Below are 19,592 nucleotides of genomic sequence, written 5' to 3'. Positions count from 1 at the left end.
CCGCCCGAACGTACGACAGCGCGCCCCTCGCCGGAAAGGCCGGGGCGGATATGAGGCGCATGACTTTTGATGATCTGGGCTTGAGCCCGAACCTGCTGGCAGCCATCAAGGATGCTGGCTATACCGCCCCCACCCCTATCCAGGCCGGTGCCATTCCGGTGGCACTGACAGGACGCGATGTCCTGGGCATCGCCCAGACGGGTACGGGCAAGACTGCCTCCTTCACCCTGCCGCTGATCGAACGCCTCTCGCGGGGCCGCGCCCGCGCGCGTATGCCACGCTCGCTCATTCTTTGCCCGACACGCGAACTGGCAGACCAGGTCGCGCAGAATGTCCGCCTCTATGCCAAGAATCACAAGCTGACCATGGCGCTGCTGATTGGCGGGGTCGCCTTCCAGCCGCAAAAGGAAATTCTCGACAAGGGTGCGGATATCCTCATCGCGACGCCCGGCCGCCTCCTGGACCATTTCGAGCGCGGCGGGCTGATGCTCATGGGCATCGAGATCATGATCGTCGATGAAGCCGACCGCATGCTGGACATGGGCTTCATTCCCGATATCGAGAAAATTTTCTCGCTGGTGCCTCCGCGCCGTCAGACGCTGTTCTTCTCGGCTACAATGCCCAACGAGATCGTGCGCATTGTGAACACCTTCCTGAAGGATCCAGAACGGGTGGAAGTTTCGCGCCCCGCACAGACGGCGGAGACCATCAAGCAGTATATAGTGCGGGTGTCGGACGGCTCCCCGGCCGGCAAGCGCGCGGCGCTGCGTGCCGCGATAAACCGCGACAACGTCAAGAACGGTATTGTATTCTGCAACCGCAAGCGCGATGTGGACATTGTCGCGCGCTCCCTTCAACGTCATGGCTTCTCTGCCGCTCCGATCCACGGCGATCTGGCGCAGGCACAGCGAACGAAGACGCTGGCGGATTTCAAATCAGACCAGGTACGTATCCTCGTGGCATCCGATGTTGCCGCGCGCGGGCTGGATATCCCGGCTGTCAGCCATGTCTTCAATTTCGATATTCCCCGCAATGCCGACGACTATGTTCACCGTATCGGACGCACAGGCCGCGCAGGCCTGACCGGGGAATCGGTGACGCTGGTAACCGGCGACGACAAGAAGTCGCTCGCCAATGTCGCCAAGCTGATCGGCGGAGAGCCGGAAACACTGGTTCTGGACGGTGCGGCAACGCCCGCTCCGGCGGCGCGTTCGGCATCTGAAAAGGCCGGCGATGCGGAGGGCGAGGTCAAGGCGAGCCGCTCGCGCCGGGCTAGCCGGTCCAAGCCGCGCGGCGCAGCTGAAAAATCTGAAGATCAGGCGGCAGCCAAGGCGCCGCCCCCTGCTCCCGCTCCGGCAAACGATGCCCAGAAAGGCAAGCGTGGAGCTCGGCAGGCCAAGAACAAGGATGTTGAAGCGGCCGGCTTTGGCGACCACGTGCCCGACTTCCTGTTGCGTTCGGCCTTCGGCTAGGCGGGAAAAATAATTCGGAATTTGCCTGCCGCGTTTACCGCATCTTTCCAAAACGCCCCTAATCTCCCGCCTCAAGGGAGTCATTGGTCCGAAGAATTCGGTCTGCGAAAACGGGGAATGTCACGTGAACGGTCGCTTGCAAACAAACGAGGGTATCGATCTGGCGCGGCGCGCGCTGGACCTGATGGAAGAGCACAAGGTTGCTCCAACCCCCCAAAACTACGCCGTCTGGGTTGCCTACGTATCCGACTCCATCCCCGAGCTGTCGGAGACGCTTCAGACCGCCGTGGACAAGGGTGGCCCGATTGATGACGAGCTTTGCGACGAGCTCTATGACCGTCACTTCACATTCAAGCGCATTCAGGACGCCGTCCTGGATACGGGCGGCGCCATGAGCCGTGAGCTGGGCGCCGTCGTCAAGACACTGGAGGCGGCCGAACGCGATACCGCCGCCTATGGCGAGGCACTGGCCGGCGCCTCTGGCCAGCTGGGTGACGCCACCGACACGGTAACCTTCAAGCGGATGGTAGAGGGCCTTGTCTCGGCGACCGCCCGCATGCAGCGCCGCTCCAGAGAGCTGGAGCGCCGGCTGCAGGAAACATCCGTCGAGGTGAACCAGCTGCGCGGCAATCTGGAAAAGGTGCGCGAGGAGGCGATGACAGACGCCCTCACAGGCCTTGCCAACCGCAAGCGCTTCGACGAATCCATGCGCAAGGCCCGCCGCGATTCAGACCTGCAAGGCGATGATTTTTGCCTGGTGCTGTGCGATATCGATCATTTCAAGCGCTTCAACGACACGTGGGGCCACCAGACAGGTGACCAGATCATCCGTTTCGTAGCCGCCTGCCTCTCCCGTTTCGCCAAAGACACGCACATCGTGGCGCGCTATGGCGGCGAGGAATTTGCCATTGTGATGCCGAAGACGACGGTCGCCGATGCGGCCATGATCGCAGAGAAAATCCGGGCCACCGTTGAATCCAAACGCCTGCTGCGCAAATCGACAAACGAGGATCTGGGTCACATCACCGTTTCCATGGGCGTTTCGCAGCATATTTCGGGCGAGGCGGTCGAAGGACTTATAGAGCGGGCCGACACCAATCTTTACAAGTCAAAGCAAACCGGCCGGAACCGGGTTACCGTGGACAGCGCTGAAGACGATACTGGCGTGGCAGCCGCCTAAACGCCCAAGGCAAGCCACTTTTCATAAACGCTGTTTCGAACAAGAATGCACCTCCGTCGACCGGGGGTACATTTTTCATGGCAGGACAGTATTCAGGCGAAGCCGATTTCCGCTGGCGTGGCGAAAGCGTCTCACGGCTGGAGAACTTGTCGGACATCGTCTTTGCTCTTGTTCTGACACTGGCGGCCCTGCAGAGCATCCCGTCCTCGTTCAGTGAGCTCATCGGGCTCTGGCGCGGAGCCTTGTCCATCGCCATCTGCTTTGCGCTCGTGCTCCTGATCTGGCGTACCCACCATGTCTTCTTCCGGCGCTACGGGCTGGATGATGGCTGGGTGACCGGGCTGAATGCCCTGCTGCTCTTCCTGGTGCTGATCTATATCTACCCATTGAAATTCATGACGGATTTCGTCGTGAGCTATTTCACGGGCGGTTTTGATAATGTTGAGGAGATCACCGGCATTCTGACCCTGTCACAGGTGCCGGTGCTCTATGCGGTTTATGGCGGATTTTTCGGCGCCGTCTATGGCGTGTTCGCCCTCCTTCATGCACACGCCCTGCGGCGTGCGGATGATCTGGAGCTCACCCCCGTGGAACGCAGCTGGACACGCTTCGAAATCGAGTTCGCGATCGGCACTGTCGTTCTCAGCCTGGCGGTCATCGCGCTGGCATTCATACTGCCCGAGCCGCTCGCGGCCTTTTCCGGCATGCTGTTCGCGATGATGGGCCTGATTGCCTGGCTATGCTCGGCGCGCGCCAAGGCACGCATCGGCAGGCAGGCGGACCTTCCAGAAAGCTAGGCGCCGGCTGGCGGCGCTGTCAGCTTCAGGCTGTCGCGCTGCTCCCAGCGTTCGAGAAAGGCTCCCAGCTCAGGGTGGGCCGACCGCCAGTCCAGCTCGGAATATCTCAGGTCGAGATAGGACAACGCGACAGCGATCGACAGCGCGCCATGATCCACCGAACGCTCGAACTGGCCGCGCTCGCTGTCGAGCTGCTCCAGAGTGCGGGCGATCCCGCGCTCCCAGCGCTCAATCCACAGCTTGTAGCGCCGGTTGGCCGGACGGTTCATCTCGATGCGGCGGCCAATGGTGAGATCCATCATCCCGTCAGCCAGCGCCTGCTGGCGCATGACCAGCGTGCGGCTTTCACCTTTTGCCGGAATCCAGCGCTCATCATCGAGCGTGTCGATAAATTCGCAGATCAGCGGCGAGTCGATCAGCGCCGGCCCGCTCTTGCGGATCAGGGCCGGCACCTTGCCCAGCGGATTGGCGGCATGCAGCTCTGCGGGATCATCCAGCGGCGAGACTTCGACCAGCTCGATCTTGCTTTCGAGGCTTTTCTCGATGATGAGCGCGCGGCATTTGCGGGCGTAAGGCGATGTCTGGGAATAGAAAAGCTGCATAACAGGCCCCCGAAGATCAGGCCACGGGTTTAAAAACTCGCACCACGTCCGGCAAGCGGGCTAGACGGCGTTAGCCACAGGAATAATGGTGACGCTTTCGCCACACCCGCACGCATCGGTCTGGTTGGGATTTCGGAACACGAATTTGGCGTGCAGCGGCGTCACCTCATAGTCGATCTGGCTGCCGAGCAGGAACAGGATCGCCTTGGAATCAATCACGATCTCCACGCCCTGATCCTCGACGCGCTCATCGAGCGGCGCGGGCGCCTCGACATAGTCCATCGTGTATTCCATGCCCGCACAACCGCCATTCTTCACGCCGACGCGCAAATAGCCTTTGCCCTCGCGTGCCATCAGCGTGCGCACGCGCTCTGCGGCGGTCTCCGTCAGGGTTACAGGCTTGGGTCTTTCGCGGGCCATGTTGGCTCCTAGAGCATATTCAGTTGCAGGCGGGCTTCATCGGTCATCCGGTCGGGCGTCCAGGGCGGATCGAAGGTAAGGTTCACTTCCGTGCGCTCCACACCGTCCACCGTATTGCAGGCATCCTGAACCCAGCCGGGCATTTCACCGGCCACCGGACAGCCCGGTGCGGTAAGCGTCATTTCCACCTTCAAGGTCCGGTCATCGTCCAGATCGACCTTGTAGATCAGGCCCAGCTCATAGATGTCGACCGGGATTTCCGGGTCGAACACGCCCTTGAGCGCCGTCACCACATCATCGGTGATCCGGGCAATCTCGTCGGCCGGAATCGTGCCCTCGCCGTCCGCCGGCGTTTCAGGCGCGACCGGGCGGGCAGGTGTGCCGCCCAGATCGATCACATCGCGCTGGCGGGCCGTTCCGGTTGTGGCATCGTTCGGCATGTCCGGTGTCATCTCCTGCAGCCTAGATGAGGAATTCGCGCGCGCGGCGCAAGGCGTCGAGGAAAGCGTCGACCTCTTCGGCAGTGTTGTAGACGGCAAAGCTGGCACGCACGCTGGCGGTGACGCCAAACCGCTTCATCAGCGGATGGGCGCAGTGATGGCCGGCCCGCACGGCCACGCCATAGCGGTCCATAAGCTGGGCGATGTCGTGCGCGTGGGCGTTTTCGACGACGAAGGAGAGGATTGGCCCCTTGCCGGGTGCGGTGCCGAGGATACGGATACCGTCGATGGCTTTGAGACCGGCGGTGGCAGCCTCTGCCAGTGCGTGTTCATGCGCCAGCGCCTCGGGCGTCACATGGGCGCCCATCCAGTCGAGCGCTGTGCCCAGCGCGATGACATCGGCGATGGCCGGTGTCCCGGCCTCGAACTTGTGAGGAGGCGCGGCGTAGACCACGCCTTCTTCGCTCACCTCGGCGATCATCTCGCCCCCGCCCATGAAGGCCGGCAGACGCTCCAGCCAATCGCCCTTGGCGTAGAGCGCGCCAGTGGCGTTGGGTCCGTAAAGCTTGTGGCCGGTGATGGCGTAGAAATCACACCCGATAGCCGAAACATCGACCGGGCCATGCACGGCGGCCTGCGAGCCATCGAGCAGGATCGGCACACCGTGGCGGTGCGCTATCTCTGTCAGACCCTTCGCATCATTCAGCGTGCCCAGCACATTCGACATGTGGGTGAGCGCTACGAACTTCGTGCGTGACGTGAAGAGAGCTTCATAAGCCTCTAAATCCAATACCCCTTCGTCCGTCACTGGAACCCAGCGTATGACCACGCCGTTGCGCTCGCGCAGGAAGTGCCAGGGCACGATATTGGAGTGGTGCTCCATCTGGCTGAGGATGATTTCATCGCCCTCTCTCAGCCCATGGCCAATCCCGGCCGCCACCAGATTGATGGCCTCGGTCGTCCCGCGCGTCAGCACGATCTCTTCAGGCCATGACGCGCCAAGAAACGCGGCGAGCTTGCCGCGCGTCCCCTCGAACGCCTCTGTCGTCTCGTTGGCGAGGGTATGGAGGCCCCGGTGGACATTGGCGTAGGAGCCGCGCCAGACATCGCCCAGCGCATCAATCACCGCTTCCGGCTTCTGCGCAGAGGCGGCGCTATCCAGATAGACCAGCGGCCTGCCGTGGACCTCGCGCGACAGGATCGGAAATTGCGCGCGGATGGCGGCGACATCAAACCCGGAAGCGGTGCGGGCAAGAGCTGTCACGATACCGCCTCCAAAGCTGCATCGAGCCTGGCCAGCAGCGCCTCGCGAACAGTTTCGTCTTCAATGGCGTCCAGCGGTTCGGCCAGGAAGCTGCGCGTCAGCACGGCGCGGGCTCGCGCCTCGGAGAGACCGCGCTGGCGCATGTAGAACAGCGCTTCATCGTCAACAGCGCCCAGCGCATTGCCGTGTGCGCACACCACATCGTCGGCGTAAATCTCCAGCTCCGGCTTGGCGTAGATTTCAGCGCCATCGCCAAGCAGCAGGCCACGATGGTTCATCTGCGCGTCGGTTTTCTGAGCGGCCTGTTCCACATGGATCTTGCCCTGGAAGACGCCGCGCCCGCCCTTGGCGGCTGCACCCTTGAAGAGCTCGCGCGTCGCCCCGTTCGTACCTGTATGGCGGACAATACCCGTCTGATCGAGATGGAGCCCCGAAGCCACCAGATACGAGCCGCCAAGGACAAGCTGTGCGCCCTCGCCGGCATGGGTGATGTGGGTTTCAAGTCGGGCAAGCTTCGCGCCAAATCCAAGCGTCGTCTGGTGCAGCTTGGCGCGCGGTGAAAGATCGATCCCGGTCGTCACGACCAGTACGCCGTTCGGAGAGGCATCCTGCTCGACAATGCGCGTCAGCGTCGCGCCCTCGCCCAGCACGATGCGCAGGGCGATATTGGCAAATCCGCCCGCCACCACGCGGTAGCGCTCATGCAGCGTCGCGCTGACGCCAGCAGGCACGTTCACGGCTGCGATATGGTGGGATGCGCCCTCACTGCCTTCAAAGTCCAGCGACAGGCTTTCGCCGTCTTTCAGCGCATAGACCGGGCAGCCCTCCGACAGGCCCGCCGCGAGGCGCGGCATGAGCAGGTCCGGCTGGCGGTCCAGCGTTGTGATCTCGTCTGCCTTGCGCGAGGCGTTGACGGAGAGCATGCCGGCCCTGGCAGGCGCCTTGGCGAGCGCAGCGCGCAGATCAGACCATTTCCACGCTTCAATGCGCCGGTGCGGCAAGCCGGCCGTTTCCAGCGCAGCACGCAGCTCGCCCGCCGGCAGGCTGGCAGCGAGCGCCGCCTCAAACGCGGAGAGTTGGGGGGCCACACCCATCAGGCTGCCGCTCCGGTAAATTTCTCATAGCCTTCGGCTTCAAGCTCCAGAGCCAGTTCCGGCCCGCCCGTTTTCACGATGCGGCCGTCCGCCATGACGTGAACCACATCGGGTTTGAGGTATTCCAAGAGGCGCTGATAGTGGGTGATGACCAGCATGCCGCGCTCGGGCGAACGCAGCGCGTTGACGCCATCGGCCACCACGCGCAGCGCATCAATATCGAGCCCTGAGTCCGTCTCATCGAGGATGAGGAATTTCGGCGAGAGCATCATCGCCTGGAAAATCTCCATACGCTTTTTCTCGCCGCCCGAGAAACCGACATTTACAGGTCGCTTGAGCATTTCACTGGAAATGCCGAGTTTTGCGGCGTTTTCCCGTGCGAACTTCATAAATTCCGGGGCCGAAATCTCACCTTCGCCGCGTGCCTTAAGCTGCGCGTTCGCGGCCTCTTTCAGGAAGGTAAGCGTCGGCACGCCGGGGATTTCGACCGGGTACTGGAAGGAGAGGAAGAGGCCCTTCGCCGCACGCTCTTCGGGTTCCAGCTCGCCCATCTCCTCACCGAGGAAGCTGACAGAGCCGTCCGTCACCTCATAGCCCTCATGGCCCGCCAGCACGTAGGAGAGCGTGGACTTGCCGCACCCGTTCGGCCCCATGATGGCATGCACCTCGCCCGCAGGCACGGTCAGGTCGACGCCTTTCAGGATGGCCTTGGCTTCACCCTCTTCCGGGTTCACGCGGGCATGGAGGTTCTTGATCTCAAGCATTGGGTTGGGCTTTCATTTCGGCGTTTTCCCGGCGCACGCCGGGATCCATTTTCTTTTGATGGGTCCCGGCTCGGGGACCGGGACCCCGGTGTTTAAGGCTAATGCCTCTCAACCGGGTTCCCGGGCTTGACCCGGGATCCAGAGGGGCTGGGCACCGGCTTGCGCCGGTGAAACGAAGAGAGTGAGTCATCACCCCACGCTCCCTTCCAGTGAGACCTTGAGGAGCGCCTGCGCCTCGACGGCAAATTCCATCGGCAATTCCTGCAACACCTCCCGGCAGAAACCGTTGACGAGCAGGGCGACGGCCGTTTCCTCGTCCAGCCCGCGTGAGCGCGCATAGAAGAGCTGATCGTCAGAGAGTTTCGACGTCGTCGCCTCGTGCTCCAGCGTGGCCTTGGGCGTTTTCGCCTCGATATAGGGCACGGTATGCGCGCCGCACTGATCGCCGATCAGCAGGCTGTCGCACTGGGTGAAATTGCGCGCGCCTTCGGCCTTCGCGTGTACCGAGACAAGGCCGCGATAGGTCTGGTCGGAGCGCCCTGCCGAAATGCCCTTGGCGATGATGCGCGATTTCGTATTGCGGCCCAGATGGATCATCTTGGTGCCGGTATCGGCCTGCTGGCGGCCATTGGTGACCGCGATGGAGTAAAACTCGCCCTGCGAGTTATCGCCGCGCAGCACGCAGGACGGGTATTTCCAGGTGATCGCCGAGCCGGTCTCGACCTGCGTCCAGCTGACCTTGGAATTGCGCCCCCGGCAGTCGGCCCGCTTGGTGACGAAGTTATAGACCCCGCCCTTGCCTTCGGCGTCGCCCGGCCACCAGTTCTGCACGGTGGAGTATTTGATCTCGGCATCGTCGAGCGCGACCAGTTCCACGACCGCCGCGTGCAGCTGGTTCTCATCGCGCATCGGCGCGGTGCAGCCCTCCAGATAGGAGACGTAAGCGCCCTTGTCGGCGATGATGAGCGTGCGCTCGAACTGGCCGGTGCCTTGCGCGTTCATGCGGAAGTATGTCGACAGCTCCATCGGGCAGCGCACGCCCGGCGGCACGTAGACGAACGAGCCATCGGAGAAGACCGCGCTATTGAGCGTCGCGAAATAATTGTCGGTGACGGGTACCACACTGCCGAGATACTGGCGCACCAGATCGGGGTATTCCTGCAAGGCTTCCGAGATCGGCATGAAGATCACGCCGGCCTTTTCCAGCTCCTTCTTGAAGGTGGTGGCGACGGAAACGGAATCGAACACCGCATCGACGGCGACTTTCGGCGCTTCGCGCGCTTCAGCCGCCGTGCGGTCCTCTGCGCCTTCTACGCCGAGCAGGACTTCGGCCTCACGAAGCGGGATGCCCAGCTTCTTGTAGGTTTCAAGCAGTTCAGCAGGAACTTCGTCCAGCGACTTGTATTTGGCGGCATTTTTTGGTGCCGCGTAGTAATACGCGTCCTGATAGTCGATTTTCGGATGATGGACGTTCGCCCATGTGGGCTCTTCCATCTCCACCCAGCGGCGATAGGCATCGAGGCGCCAGTCGAGCATCCATTGCGGCTCGCCCTTTTTCTCCGAAATGAAGCGGACGATGTCCTCGTTCAGGCCCTTGGGGGCGAACTCCTGCTCGATCTCGGTCGTGAAGCCATACTTGTACTTGTCGGCCTCGAGCCGGCGTACGTCTTCAATCGTTTCCTTCACAGCAGGCATGGAGCCCGTCCTTCCTTTAGTCAGCCTCAAGCGGCGGCCGTTCGGCCTGGCCATTCTTGCATGTGCAAGAATGGTCTGGTCAGTCTCTAACCGGTGGCCGCCAGGCGGGGCCGGATACGCGCGTATTCGCGTATCCAGGCGTCCGCAAAGCGGTCCAAATCGTCTTGCGTACTCGTCCAGCCAAAGCTGATACGGATGGCGCTGGCGGCTTGCGCCTCGCTCGCCCCCATCGCCTCCAGCACGCGGCTTTTCTTCACCTTGCCCGACGAACAGGCAGAGCCTGCGCTGATGGCAAAGCCTGCCAGATCCATGGCGATAACCTGTATTTCGGCGGCCCACCCCTCGGCAGAGAGGCACAGCGTGTTGGGCAGGCGATCCGCCCCTGCCCCCCATATGCGCACGCCTTCTAGCGATTCCAGCCGCAATTGCAGCGCGTCACGCAGAGCGGCCATGCGCGCAGCGTCATCGGCCTCTACGGCTTCGAGTGCGGCAGCAAAGCCTGCGATCCCGGCGACATTCTCGGTGCCAGAGCGGCGGCCCGTCTCCTGACCCCCGCCATGCATCTGGCGGCTCAGCGGCGCATCACACGCCAGCAGCAGAGCGCCAACGCCCTGCGGCCCGCCGCACTTGTGTGCTGACAGCGCCGCGTAATGGGCGAGGCTGCCGGCAAAATCGAACGCGATCTTGCCCGCCATCTGCACGGCATCGACGTGGAACAGGCCCTCAGCCTCGCGTACAAGGCGTCCGGCCGCTTCAACCGGCTGGACGACGCCGGTCTCGTTATTGGCCGCCATCAGCGCCACGAAGGGCGTGCCATCGGCATCGCGGTCCCAGCCCGTAAGGCGATTTTCCAGCCAAACGATGTCAGCCACGCCATCAGGCGTAACCGGCAGGATTTCAACTTGGATACCGCTGGCCGTTGCCGCGTCGCGCACAGCATCATGTTCGATGGCGGAAATGATCAGACGCTTGGCGCCCGCCGCCCTCGCCGACGCGATGACGAGATTATTCGCTTCGGTGCCGCCGGAGGTGAACACGACATCCTCGGCGCGGGTCACGAAATGCTTCGCAATCGCCGCGCGGGCGGTTTCCACAATCGCACGAGCCGCACGCCCCGGCCCGTGCACCGAGGACGGATTGCCGCCTGCATCATAGGCGCGCACCATCGCTTCGCGCGTCTGGCTGCGCAACGGGCTGGTTGCGTTATGATCCAGATAGACGGTCATTCTTCCTGCTATTCTGCGGCAGCAGCCCTGAGAGCGGCGGCCATGCCACGCGGCCCGCTGGCCGAACCGGCGATCCGCCGGCTTACGACATCCTCAAGGCTGACAGAGCTCAGATAGAGATGGATATGGCGCGACAGCTCATCCCAGAGATCATGGGTGATGCAGCGCTGGCCGCTTTCCATGCAGCCCTTCATCTGATGCTGGCAACGCGTGATATCGACCGGCTCATCGACGGCCAGAATGATGTCGGAAATACGCGTGTCGGCAGCGGCGCGGGCCAGCCGGTAGCCGCCGCCAGGACCGCGAACGGCCTTTACGATACCAGCCCGGCGCATCCGCGCGAACAGCTGCTCGAGATAGGACAGGGATATCTCCTGGCGCGATGCAATCTCGGCCAGCGGCACCGGCGTGCCGTCCGTATGGCTGGCCAGATCGGCCATCGCCATTACCGCGTAGCGGCCCTTTGTACTCAGCTTCATCACTGCCTCTCCCAAGCCGCGCAGTACGGTGAATTGTTTACCGCACTCGCATTTCACCAGCGCTATATGCTAAGAGCGCGCACGCCGTGCTGGCATATTTTCGTCCCACCGGAAGTAGGTATCCCAGCTACAGAGTCAAGAATTATTGTCCGGCCCCTTGCAGCTTGCGCCAATAAGCCGCGCGCATACCTGACAGGGCGGCTGGAACAATCAGTTTTCAGGGAAGACCAGATCACCCATGCCTGACGTTATCATTCCCGGCCCCGCCGGCCGCATCGAAGGCAAGTACACGCCCGGTAAAGCCGAGAACGCGCCCGTGGCACTGATTCTTCATGCGCACCCGCGCGGGGGCGGGCACATGGACACGCCCGTATCGCTGATGATGTATGAAGTGTTCAAGCAGCGTGGCTTTGCCGTGCTGCGCTTCAATTTCCGCGGCGTAGGCAGAAGCCAGGGCGTCTATGAGCAGGGTCTGGGCGAGTTGTCCGATGGCGCAACGGCGCTCGACTGGATGCAGGCCCACAATGCCAATGCGCCCTATTGCTGGGTCGCGGGCCACTCGTTCGGTGCGTGGATCGGCATGCAGCTATTGATGCGCCGCCCGGAGATTGCCGGCTTCATCTCCGTCTCGCCTCCAACCAACATGTATGACTTCACCTTCCTGGCGCCCTGCCCGGCTTCGGGTCTGGTGGCGCACGGCGATGCGGACGTGATCGTGCCGCATGACGACATGGAAAAGGTGATGAGCAAGGTGCGCGCCCAGAAGGGTATCGACATCAAGCGCCAGATTATCCCCGGCGCAGGCCATCTGTTCTCGAACCATGTCGAGCCGCTGCAGACCGCTATCGACGATTATCTCGATCTGCGCCTCGTCGAGCTGGACAATCCCAAGCCGAAGATTGCCAAGCGTTAGCGGTTTTTCCCTCGCCCTTTCTCGTTGTCATCACCCGCTTTACCTGTCCCCGCGGAGGCGGGGATGCCGGTGATCCACGCCTGAGAGCTTGACGCTAGCGGGTTCTTTGCATGCATGCGCCCCCCGGCCGCTACGCGGCCGGAGGATGACAGGGACACAAACTCTTGCAGCTTTCCTGCGTTTCACCGGCGCAAGCCGGTGTCCCGCCCGCATGGGTCCCGGGTCAAGCCCGGGAACCCGGTTGAAAGGCTTGGCGGCAAATACCGGGGTCCCGGCCCCCGAGCCGGGACCCATTTTGATGGCGGCAGACCAAATGCCGCCGGCAAAACAAGCAGAAGCTGCAACCACTCCTGCAAGCTCCTTCCGTCTTCGATGAAGTGGTGGATGATCAAGACTGTAATCAGCACCAGCATCGCGAGCGCCACAAACAGAAACCCGCGTAAAAGGCCCATCACAACGTCAAAATAAATCTCTCAAGCGGTCCGCTGAAGTTCCTTATCCATCTAAGCCCCCTCCACCACCTTCCCCCCGCCCATCGGCGCTGCCACGCCCGTCGTGCCGGGGAAGGTGTAGGGCAGGCCCGCCATCACCCGTGCGGCGAGGAAGGCGAAGGCTTCGGCCTCTACCAGATCTCCGCGCCAGCCCAGCGCCTCTGCCGCGTAGACCGGCAAACCTGTAGCCGCCGCGATCAGTTCGGCCAGCGTCTTGTTGCGCCGTCCGCCCCCGCACAGCACAAGCCGCTCCGGCGCGCCTGGCAGGGCCGCAACGCCCATGGCTATCGTCTTTGCCGTCAGACCGGTCAGGGTCGCCGCGCCATCTTCAAGCGACAGATTGCGTACCGCATCGAGGGAAAAATCCCAGCGGTCGAGTGATTTTGGTCCTGGAGCGGTGAAATAGGGGTTGGAAAGGAACTCCGCGAAGGCCGCTTCGTGGATACGGCCACGCGCGGCGATGGCACCGTCCTTGTCCATGGCTTCGCCGGTATGGGCCTCAATAAAGGCATCGATCAGCCCGTTGCCCGGGCCGGTATCAAAGGCCGTCAGCGTGCCGTCCGTACTGACATGCGTAATATTGGCGACCCCGCCGATATTGATGACGCCCAGCGGGCGCTCCAGCCCCGACCATTCGGCCAGAGCCCGGTGATAGACGGGCACCAGAGGCGCGCCCTGCCCGCCTGCGGCCACATCCGCGGAGCGGAAGTCAAAGACCACCCGGCAGCCCAGCCGCGCGGCTAGCGCCTGCCCGTCCCCGATCTGCAGCGTGCGGCCCGGCACGCCGTCTTTGGGCGCCTGATGCAACACGGTCTGGCCGTGAAAGCCCACGCCATCGAGCTCTGATGGCGCGGTGCCCGCCTTGGCGCACACTGCTTCCACAGCTTCGGCATGGGTGGTGGTGAGGACAGCTTCAGCCCCGGCGAACACGCCCGGCGCTTCGCCTTGCCATCGCCATTGCAGCGCGGCATCGACGGCCGCCTGCAGCACCTTGCGCTCTGACGGCGTGTAGGGGCGCTCAAGACCGGGGCCGAAGCGGATCAGCCTTTCGCCATCGCTTTCCAGCAATGCGGCATCTACCCCGTCCAGCGAGGTGCCGCTCATCAGGCCCACCAGCTTCATGTTAGTTCACCCATCCGGTGGCCCTGCGCCTTCCATACCCGCGTGCAATGCTGCTATTAGCGCGCTATTCGCATTCACAGGAAAGCCCTCAGCCATGGCCGCAAGCACTTATGCGTCGGAACTCGTCAAAACGCTGGTGGAGCGCGGCTATCTCTATCAGGCGACCGATATTGACGGGCTGGACAAGCGCGCGGCCAGGGAAACGCTTAGCGGCTATATCGGCTTTGACCTGACGGCGCGTTCGCTCCATGTCGGCTCGCTGGTCCAGATCATGCTGCTGCGGCGTCTCCAGCAGGCTGGCCACAAGCCTGTCGTGCTGATGGGCGGCGCAACCACGAAAGTGGGCGACCCGACGGGGCGCGACACCAGCCGCCCCATGCTGACGCCGGACGTCATCGAAGAGAACAAGGAGGGTATATTAAAGCCCTTCGGCGCTCTGCTCGACATGAAAGAGGCCATCGTCGTCAACAATGACGAATGGCTGGCGGAGTACGGCTATCTCGATTTCCTGCGCGATTACGGCACGCATTTCACAATCAACCGCATGCTCAGCTTTGACAGCGTAAAGCTGCGCCTGGACCGCGAACAGCCCATGACCTTCCTGGAGTTCAACTACATGCTGCTTCAGGCGGTGGATTTTCTTGAGCTGCACCGGCGGTTCGGCACGGCCCTGCAAATGGGCGGCGCGGACCAGTGGGGCAATATCATCAACGGGGTGGAGCTGTGCCGCCGCGTGGACAGCGCCGAGGTGTTCGGCTTCACCACCCCGCTCATCACCAGCGCGTCGGGCGCCAAGATGGGCAAGACGGCAGACGGCGCCGTCTGGCTCAATGCCGACATGAAAAGCGCTTACGAGTACTGGCAGTTCTGGCGCAATACCGAGGATGCCGATGTCGGCCGTTTTCTGAAGCTGTTCACCGACATCCCGCTGGACGAGATCGCGCGCCTTGAAGCGCTGCAGGGCGCGGAAATCAACGATGCCAAGATCGCGCTCGCCAATGCCGCGACCGAAATGCTGCATGGCAAGGTGGCGGCAGAGAAGGCCGAAGCGACGGCAAAGGCAACCTTCGCAGGCGGCGGCGCGGGCGATGCCTTGCCGGCCATCACGGCCGACCTGAATGCTGGCATTGCCCTGCTCGACGCGCTGGTCGATGCGGGGCTTTGCGCTTCCAAGGGCGAAGCCAAGCGCAAGATTGGCGAAGGCGCGGTGAAAGTGAATGACGCCGCAGCGGGTGACATGGCGTTCAGCCTGTCCATTGCCGAGCTCAAGGACGGCGTCATCAAGCTCTCTGTCGGCAAGAAACGTCACGCACTAGTAAGGCCGGGCTAAGGGGAAAGCCCGGCCTCACTGACGGTCCGCCCTGAAGGGCGTGAACTATATCCTCGGCGAACGACCGCGGATCAGCCCAACGACGAGGGCGATCAGGAACAGCACCACAAAGAGGAAGAAAAGTATCTGGGCAATGCTGGCGGCACCGGCGGCAATACCACCAAAGCCGAACACTGCTGCGATAATCGCGACGATAAAGAAGGCCAGCGCTAGACGTAGCATATTGCTATCCTTTCCGATAATTGACACGACCAGATAACGCCGCCCTTCAAATTGCGTTCCCGCACTCGCAAAAAACTTCACATGAAGCTGGAAAAGTCCTGATGGAGAAGCGCTTTCTTACCGCCGACAGCCTCGTTCGCGACGGGTATACGCTGGCAATGGCGGTGATGAGCAGCGGATGGCAGCCGGACCACCTGGCAGGGCTGTGGCGCGGAGGCTGCCCGGTTGCCATTGCCTTGCACGAAGCACTGGCGTTCAAGGGCTGGAATGCCGGGCACTCGCCGCTTGCCGCCCATTCCTACACCGGCATTGATGAGCGCAAGGCGCAGATTGCCATATCCGGTCTGGATGCGCTTACGTCCATTCTGTCACCTGGAAGCCGCCTTCTGGTTGTCGATGACGTGCTCGACAGGGGCCACACGCTCGCGGCGGTTCTCGACGCTCTGGGCGGGCGCTACGAGGTGCGTACCGCCGTCGCCTGGTTCAAGCCGCAACGCAATGAGACGCCCCTGAGGCCCGACTATCATGTCCATGAGACCAATGACTGGCTGGTCTTTCCGCACGAGCTGGAAGAGCTGACAGACGAGGAAATCCGCACGCACAAGCCCGTGCCGGAAGGGTTTTTGTGAGGGGTCCTCCGCCCTTCGTGGGCGAGGTGTCAGCGAAATGATCGCGTTTCCCCGACGAAAGTCGGGGCCCAGAAAGACTGGGCACCGGCGTACGCCGGTGAAACGAGGGTTTGTGTGAGAACCTCTAAGCCGCCTGCCCTGACAGCCTTGCCAGTGCCTTCTCACGGCCGATTAACGCCAACACCATATCCATTTCCGGCCCGTGGTTCTGTCCGGTCAGCGCCTGGCGCAGCGGCATGAAAAGCTCGCGGCCCTTGCGGCCGGTCTCTGCCTTGATGGCGCTGGTCCACGCGCCCCAGCTTTCGCGGGTCAGTTCGCCATCGGGCAGCAGGGATGCTGCCTTGGCGGCATAGTCCGCATCCTCGATCACCGGCGTGATCGGGCCCTCGACCAGTTGCCACCAGTCCGCGGCGTCTTTCAGCCGGTTGAGATTGGGGCGCACGGCATTCCAGAACGTCTCGCCCGCGGTAATGCCCAGCGCTTCCAGCCGGTCCCTCACCGCGAGGAAGCTGGCCTCGTGGAGCAATCTGGCGTTCAGGCGCTCCATCTCGGCAAAGTCGAAGCGTGCAGGCGTGCGCGAGACCTTGGAGAAATCGAGCTCAGAGACGAGCGAGGCCAGATCGGCGCGCGCCTCGATCGGGTCGGACGTGCCAAGCTTGGCCAGCAGGGAGAGGATCGCCATCGGCTCCATCCCCTCCTCCTCGCGAAGGGCCTTCACTGACAACCCGCCAATGCGCTTGGAGAGCTTTTCGCCATCCGAGCCAACCAGAAGCGGGAAATGCGCCATGGCCGGCGCGCTGCCCTTGCCGCCAAGCGCCTCGAAAATCTCGATCTGGGCGGCCGAGTTGGTCACATGGTCCTCACCGCGGATCACGTGAGTAATCTTCGCCTCGAGGTCATCGACGACGCTCGGCAGCGTATAGAGATAGCTCCCGTCCTCGCGGATCAGGATGGGATCGGAGACCGAACTGGTATCGATATGGCTCGCACCACGCACCAGATCATTCCACTCGATGCGCCCGCCTGACAGCTTGAAGCGCCAGTGAGGTTTGCGCCCCTCGGCCTCCAGTTTTGCCTTTTCCACATCGGTCAGGGCGAGTGCGGCGCGGTCATAGACCGGCGGCTTTCCCTGTGCACGTTGCAGCTTGCGCTTGCGGTCCAGCTCTTCCTCGGTCTCGTAGCAGGCATAAAGGAAGCCGGTCTCGACGAGCTTCGCCCGCGCGGCCTCATAGAGGTCAAAACGCTGCGACTGGTTGAAGCGCTCGTCAAAGTCGAGGCCGAGCCAGCGCAGGTCCTCGATGATCTGGTCCTCGAACACCTTGGTGGAGCGCTCCAGATCGGTGTCGTCTATGCGCAGAACGAACGTCCCGCCCTCGCGGCGCGCAAACAGCCAGTTCATCAGGGCAATGCGGACATTGCCCACATGAATGAGCCCGGTCGGGCTTGGCGCGAAGCGGACTTTGACGGACATGGACAGATTTCCAAATGGTGGTTCGTGGCTGAGATGAAGGTCGCTGGCTTTGCCATGCCGGCTGGCAGGCGTCAAATGCGGCGCGCCTACATTCGGCTGAGGCTGCCAGCAGCAGCGTCAATGGCCATGGCCGTCTCCAGAGCCTGCAACCCGGCCCGCCCGTCCGCCGCCGGGCTGGCATGGGCTGGATCAAGCACGCGCGAGACGAAGTTCTGCACGCTGGCGCCCAGCGAATCCTTCGCCATGGGCGCTTCCGCGAAGTCCGGGTTCAGGGCCAGTCCCGCCCCGTTCTCGAAGCGCTTGCGGACGAAATCGACATCAAGCACCGCACCGCCCTCAAACCCGATGGTCATGACCCGGTCGCGCTCAGGCGCGACACGGCTCGATTCCAGTTCGGCCGCCAGTCCGGAGGGAAATTCCAGCCGCGTCACCACATGATCGGCAAGCCCGCCCCGTTCGGCACGCATCTGTGCCTCGATCCTTGACGGGACGCTGCCCGCCAGCGCCAGTACAAGATCGATATCATGGATCATCAGGTCCAGCGTTACGGAGACGTCCAGATTGCGCGGTGACGGCGTGCCCATCCGGCGGGCGGACAGGGTACGCGCCAGCGGTAAGTCGCCGAACAGTCCCATCGCGGCAAAGACAAAGCGCTCCTGGTGGCCGACTTGCAGCACGCGGCCAAACTTCTCCGCCAGGTCCAGGAGCTCGCGTCCCTCTTCGACCGTGGCGCAGATCGGCTTTTCAACAAGGACATGGCGTCCGGCCGACAGGGCCCGGTGCGCCGCGTCGTGGTGAAACAGGGCCGGGCTCGCCACCGTGATGATATCGGCTTCCTCGATCATCGCGTTAAGCGAGGTGAAGGCGATGGCCCCGTACTGACGCGAAATCGCCCGCGCGCGGTCACGCACCGGGTCGAACACGCCGATAAACTCGGTACGCTCATCGCCAGCGTATTTGCCTGCGTGATAGCCGCCAAAGACGCCCGCGCCCACGACCCCGGCGCGCAAGGGTTGAAAAGACTGTGTCATGGCGGCGGAGTTTGCATTTTGAACGCGGTCTGACAAAGGGGGAAAGCAGGCAAGTTCCCATTGCCCGCAGGCGCAGCATCGCTACCATGATACCCGATTGGGGGAGCGGGCGATTATGAGCGCAAATCAGAATGAGACGCCGCCAGCCGGTCCGGAGACTGGGCAGTCGGCGAGCCAGATCGCCAGCGATCTGACCGGCCTGCCGCTGATACCTCTGGCGTTCAGGACCCTTGTCGACACCCTGATTTTCACCCCGCGTGTGGCCCGCGACATCGTCCGTGGCACGCGCGCCTATTTCTCGCCCTTGCGTCTGTTTATCAGCCTGATGGGCCTGCAGTTCGGCATAGCGGCCTTTTTTGGCCTGCCCGCATTCTATTCGCTGGAGGCCCTGCTGGCGCCAGCGGGGTGGGATCTCGCTGAAGCCCATCTGGCCGAACAAGGGCTTAGCTTCACAGAAGTGTCCGCCACGGTGGGGCGGTGGGGCGCCCTGTTGAACTGGCCCCTGATGGCGGTGGGAGCGATTCCCTACCTGGTGGTCATCAAAGCCTTCCGGCCTTCGCTGAGCTGGTGGACACACTTCCAGTGCTATCTGTCGGCCAATAATGCGATGCTGATCGTATCGTTGCTGTGTGTGCCGGCGCTGTTGCTCGGAGAGCTTGCCTTCCTAGCCACACAGGGACTCTCGGCCATCGTCTTCTTCATTGCCATCATGCGAGTCGCGTCTGGCGCCTACGGGCTCAAGCCCCTTCTTCTGGCGGGATTCCTGCTGGTCAATCTCATCATCACCGTGCCGTCCACCATTCTCATGTTCGCCGCAGGCATGTTCAGCGTGCATTTGATCCTGCAGTGGAATTATGATCTGTCGCTGTTCGAGCTCATGTCGATTAGCCTTAATCAGGATTCCCGTCCCCTGGAGGCGCCGCCTCCCCCGCTCCAGACTGAAGAGTAAG

General features: G+C 62.7%; 20 protein-coding genes. 7 read left to right on the top strand and 13 right to left on the bottom strand.

Going from position 1 to position 19,592, the window contains the following annotated elements; genetic code table 11:
- Positions 1-59: 59 nt before the first annotated feature.
- The 3 genes from IEV75_RS02460 (at position 60) to IEV75_RS02450 (ending at position 3,449) form a co-directional block, all read left to right on the top strand.
- Positions 60-1,472, top strand: a complete 1,413-nt coding sequence (locus tag IEV75_RS02460; protein WP_188450974.1) for a DEAD/DEAH box helicase — start codon at positions 60-62, stop codon at positions 1,470-1,472.
- A 124-nt stretch (positions 1,473-1,596) separates the two neighbouring features.
- The gene (locus tag IEV75_RS02455; RefSeq protein ID WP_188450973.1) at positions 1,597-2,652 is read left to right on the top strand and encodes a GGDEF domain-containing protein; all 1,056 of its coding nucleotides are present in this window, start codon (positions 1,597-1,599) and stop codon (positions 2,650-2,652) included.
- Between the two features lie 77 nt (positions 2,653-2,729).
- On the top strand, positions 2,730-3,449 hold the full coding sequence (locus tag IEV75_RS02450; RefSeq protein WP_188450972.1) for a TMEM175 family protein: 720 nt from the start codon (positions 2,730-2,732) through the stop codon (positions 3,447-3,449).
- Here the strand turns inward: IEV75_RS02450 and IEV75_RS02445 are convergent.
- The 9 genes from IEV75_RS02445 to IEV75_RS02405 all read right to left on the bottom strand — a co-directional run bounded on the left by IEV75_RS02445 (position 3,446) and on the right by IEV75_RS02405 (position 11,433).
- Positions 3,446-4,051, bottom strand: a complete 606-nt coding sequence (locus tag IEV75_RS02445) for a glutathione S-transferase (protein ID WP_188450971.1) — start codon at positions 4,049-4,051, stop codon at positions 3,446-3,448. The genes IEV75_RS02450 and IEV75_RS02445 overlap by 4 nt on opposite strands.
- Positions 4,052-4,111: 60 nt before the next feature.
- Positions 4,112-4,471 carry a HesB/IscA family protein gene (locus IEV75_RS02440; protein ID WP_188450970.1) on the bottom strand — a complete coding sequence of 120 codons (360 nt, stop codon included), beginning with the start codon at positions 4,469-4,471 and terminating at the stop codon, positions 4,112-4,114.
- Between the two features lie 8 nt (positions 4,472-4,479).
- Complete coding sequence (locus IEV75_RS02435) at positions 4,480-4,911, bottom strand: SUF system Fe-S cluster assembly protein (protein WP_188450969.1); 432 nt, start codon at positions 4,909-4,911, stop codon at positions 4,480-4,482.
- Between the two features lie 22 nt (positions 4,912-4,933).
- On the bottom strand, positions 4,934-6,175 hold the full coding sequence (locus tag IEV75_RS02430) for a SufS family cysteine desulfurase (protein ID WP_188450968.1): 1,242 nt from the start codon (positions 6,173-6,175) through the stop codon (positions 4,934-4,936).
- On the bottom strand, positions 6,172-7,269 hold the full coding sequence (locus tag IEV75_RS02425) for a SufD family Fe-S cluster assembly protein (protein ID WP_188450967.1): 1,098 nt from the start codon (positions 7,267-7,269) through the stop codon (positions 6,172-6,174). The genes IEV75_RS02430 and IEV75_RS02425 overlap by 4 nt, the downstream gene beginning before the upstream one ends.
- The gene (sufC, locus tag IEV75_RS02420; protein ID WP_188450966.1) at positions 7,269-8,033 is read right to left on the bottom strand and encodes a Fe-S cluster assembly ATPase SufC; all 765 of its coding nucleotides are present in this window, start codon (positions 8,031-8,033) and stop codon (positions 7,269-7,271) included. The genes IEV75_RS02425 and sufC overlap by 1 nt, the downstream gene beginning before the upstream one ends.
- 189 nt (positions 8,034-8,222) lie before the next feature.
- The gene (gene sufB / locus IEV75_RS02415) at positions 8,223-9,728 is read right to left on the bottom strand and encodes a Fe-S cluster assembly protein SufB (protein ID WP_188450965.1); all 1,506 of its coding nucleotides are present in this window, start codon (positions 9,726-9,728) and stop codon (positions 8,223-8,225) included.
- Between the two features lie 86 nt (positions 9,729-9,814).
- A complete protein-coding gene (locus IEV75_RS02410; protein WP_188450964.1) occupies positions 9,815-10,954 on the bottom strand; it encodes a cysteine desulfurase family protein in 1,140 nt (379 codons plus the stop codon).
- Between the two features lie 8 nt (positions 10,955-10,962).
- Positions 10,963-11,433 (bottom strand): Rrf2 family transcriptional regulator, encoded by a 471-nt coding sequence (locus IEV75_RS02405; protein WP_188450963.1) that lies wholly within the window; start codon positions 11,431-11,433, stop codon positions 10,963-10,965.
- A gap of 238 nt (positions 11,434-11,671) precedes the next feature.
- Between IEV75_RS02405 and IEV75_RS02400 the strand changes: the two genes are divergently transcribed.
- On the top strand, positions 11,672-12,346 hold the full coding sequence (locus tag IEV75_RS02400; protein ID WP_188450962.1) for an alpha/beta hydrolase: 675 nt from the start codon (positions 11,672-11,674) through the stop codon (positions 12,344-12,346).
- Between the two features lie 503 nt (positions 12,347-12,849).
- Here IEV75_RS02400 and IEV75_RS02395 read toward each other — a convergent pair.
- On the bottom strand, positions 12,850-13,959 hold the full coding sequence (locus IEV75_RS02395; protein WP_188450961.1) for an anhydro-N-acetylmuramic acid kinase: 1,110 nt from the start codon (positions 13,957-13,959) through the stop codon (positions 12,850-12,852).
- 94 nt (positions 13,960-14,053) lie between these two features.
- Here IEV75_RS02395 and tyrS point away from each other — a divergent pair, with 94 nt between their 5' ends.
- Positions 14,054-15,289: a tyrosine--tRNA ligase gene (gene tyrS / locus IEV75_RS02390; protein ID WP_188450960.1), complete on the top strand. Its 1,236-nt coding sequence runs from the start codon at positions 14,054-14,056 to the stop codon at positions 15,287-15,289.
- A gap of 45 nt (positions 15,290-15,334) precedes the next feature.
- On the opposite strand, the gene IEV75_RS02385 is transcribed toward tyrS, so the two are convergent.
- Positions 15,335-15,511: a DUF1328 family protein gene (locus IEV75_RS02385; protein WP_188450959.1), complete on the bottom strand. Its 177-nt coding sequence runs from the start codon at positions 15,509-15,511 to the stop codon at positions 15,335-15,337.
- Between the two features lie 101 nt (positions 15,512-15,612).
- Here IEV75_RS02385 and IEV75_RS02380 point away from each other — a divergent pair, with 101 nt between their 5' ends.
- Positions 15,613-16,140 carry a phosphoribosyltransferase gene (locus tag IEV75_RS02380; protein ID WP_188450958.1) on the top strand — a complete coding sequence of 176 codons (528 nt, stop codon included), beginning with the start codon at positions 15,613-15,615 and terminating at the stop codon, positions 16,138-16,140.
- 124 nt (positions 16,141-16,264) lie between these two features.
- Here the strand turns inward: IEV75_RS02380 and gltX are convergent, their stop codons facing one another.
- Positions 16,265-17,611, bottom strand: a complete 1,347-nt coding sequence (gene gltX / locus IEV75_RS02375; RefSeq protein WP_188450957.1) for a glutamate--tRNA ligase — start codon at positions 17,609-17,611, stop codon at positions 16,265-16,267.
- A gap of 86 nt (positions 17,612-17,697) precedes the next feature.
- On the bottom strand, positions 17,698-18,642 hold the full coding sequence (locus IEV75_RS02370; RefSeq protein ID WP_188450956.1) for a Gfo/Idh/MocA family protein: 945 nt from the start codon (positions 18,640-18,642) through the stop codon (positions 17,698-17,700).
- A 115-nt stretch (positions 18,643-18,757) separates the two neighbouring features.
- Here IEV75_RS02370 and IEV75_RS02365 point away from each other — a divergent pair, with 115 nt between their 5' ends.
- Positions 18,758-19,591: a hypothetical protein gene (locus tag IEV75_RS02365; protein WP_188450955.1), complete on the top strand. Its 834-nt coding sequence runs from the start codon at positions 18,758-18,760 to the stop codon at positions 19,589-19,591.
- The last annotated feature ends 1 nt before the right edge of the window (position 19,592 follow it).

Origin of the sequence: Glycocaulis albus, assembly GCF_014639075.1 — a bacterium.
GTDB classification, from domain to species: Bacteria; Pseudomonadota; Alphaproteobacteria; order Caulobacterales; family Maricaulaceae; genus Glycocaulis; species Glycocaulis albus.
The sequence above is the reverse complement of the archived record's forward strand: the minus strand, read 5'-3'. Positions and strand labels throughout refer to the sequence as shown.

Coding starts and splice junctions, on each gene's coding strand:
- IEV75_RS02460 (WP_188450974.1), top strand. CDS start 60: ATGACTTTTGATGATCTGGGCTTGAGCCCGAACCTGCTGGCAGCCATC.
- IEV75_RS02450 (WP_188450972.1), top strand. CDS start 2,730: ATGGCAGGACAGTATTCAGGCGAAGCCGATTTCCGCTGGCGTGGCGAA.
- IEV75_RS02445 (WP_188450971.1), bottom strand. CDS start 4,051: ATGCAGCTTTTCTATTCCCAGACATCGCCTTACGCCCGCAAATGCCGC.
- IEV75_RS02440 (WP_188450970.1), bottom strand. CDS start 4,471: ATGGCCCGCGAAAGACCCAAGCCTGTAACCCTGACGGAGACCGCCGCA.
- IEV75_RS02435 (WP_188450969.1), bottom strand. CDS start 4,911: ATGCCGAACGATGCCACAACCGGAACGGCCCGCCAGCGCGATGTGATC.
- IEV75_RS02425 (WP_188450967.1), bottom strand. CDS start 7,269: ATGGGTGTGGCCCCCCAACTCTCCGCGTTTGAGGCGGCGCTCGCTGCC.
- sufC (WP_188450966.1), bottom strand. CDS start 8,033: ATGCTTGAGATCAAGAACCTCCATGCCCGCGTGAACCCGGAAGAGGGT.
- sufB (WP_188450965.1), bottom strand. CDS start 9,728: ATGCCTGCTGTGAAGGAAACGATTGAAGACGTACGCCGGCTCGAGGCC.
- IEV75_RS02410 (WP_188450964.1), bottom strand. CDS start 10,954: ATGACCGTCTATCTGGATCATAACGCAACCAGCCCGTTGCGCAGCCAG.
- IEV75_RS02405 (WP_188450963.1), bottom strand. CDS start 11,433: ATGAAGCTGAGTACAAAGGGCCGCTACGCGGTAATGGCGATGGCCGAT.
- IEV75_RS02400 (WP_188450962.1), top strand. CDS start 11,672: ATGCCTGACGTTATCATTCCCGGCCCCGCCGGCCGCATCGAAGGCAAG.
- IEV75_RS02395 (WP_188450961.1), bottom strand. CDS start 13,959: ATGAAGCTGGTGGGCCTGATGAGCGGCACCTCGCTGGACGGGGTAGAT.
- tyrS (WP_188450960.1), top strand. CDS start 14,054: ATGGCCGCAAGCACTTATGCGTCGGAACTCGTCAAAACGCTGGTGGAG.
- IEV75_RS02385 (WP_188450959.1), bottom strand. CDS start 15,511: ATGCTACGTCTAGCGCTGGCCTTCTTTATCGTCGCGATTATCGCAGCA.
- IEV75_RS02380 (WP_188450958.1), top strand. CDS start 15,613: ATGGAGAAGCGCTTTCTTACCGCCGACAGCCTCGTTCGCGACGGGTAT.
- gltX (WP_188450957.1), bottom strand. CDS start 17,611: ATGTCCGTCAAAGTCCGCTTCGCGCCAAGCCCGACCGGGCTCATTCAT.
- IEV75_RS02370 (WP_188450956.1), bottom strand. CDS start 18,642: ATGACACAGTCTTTTCAACCCTTGCGCGCCGGGGTCGTGGGCGCGGGC.
- IEV75_RS02365 (WP_188450955.1), top strand. CDS start 18,758: ATGAGCGCAAATCAGAATGAGACGCCGCCAGCCGGTCCGGAGACTGGG.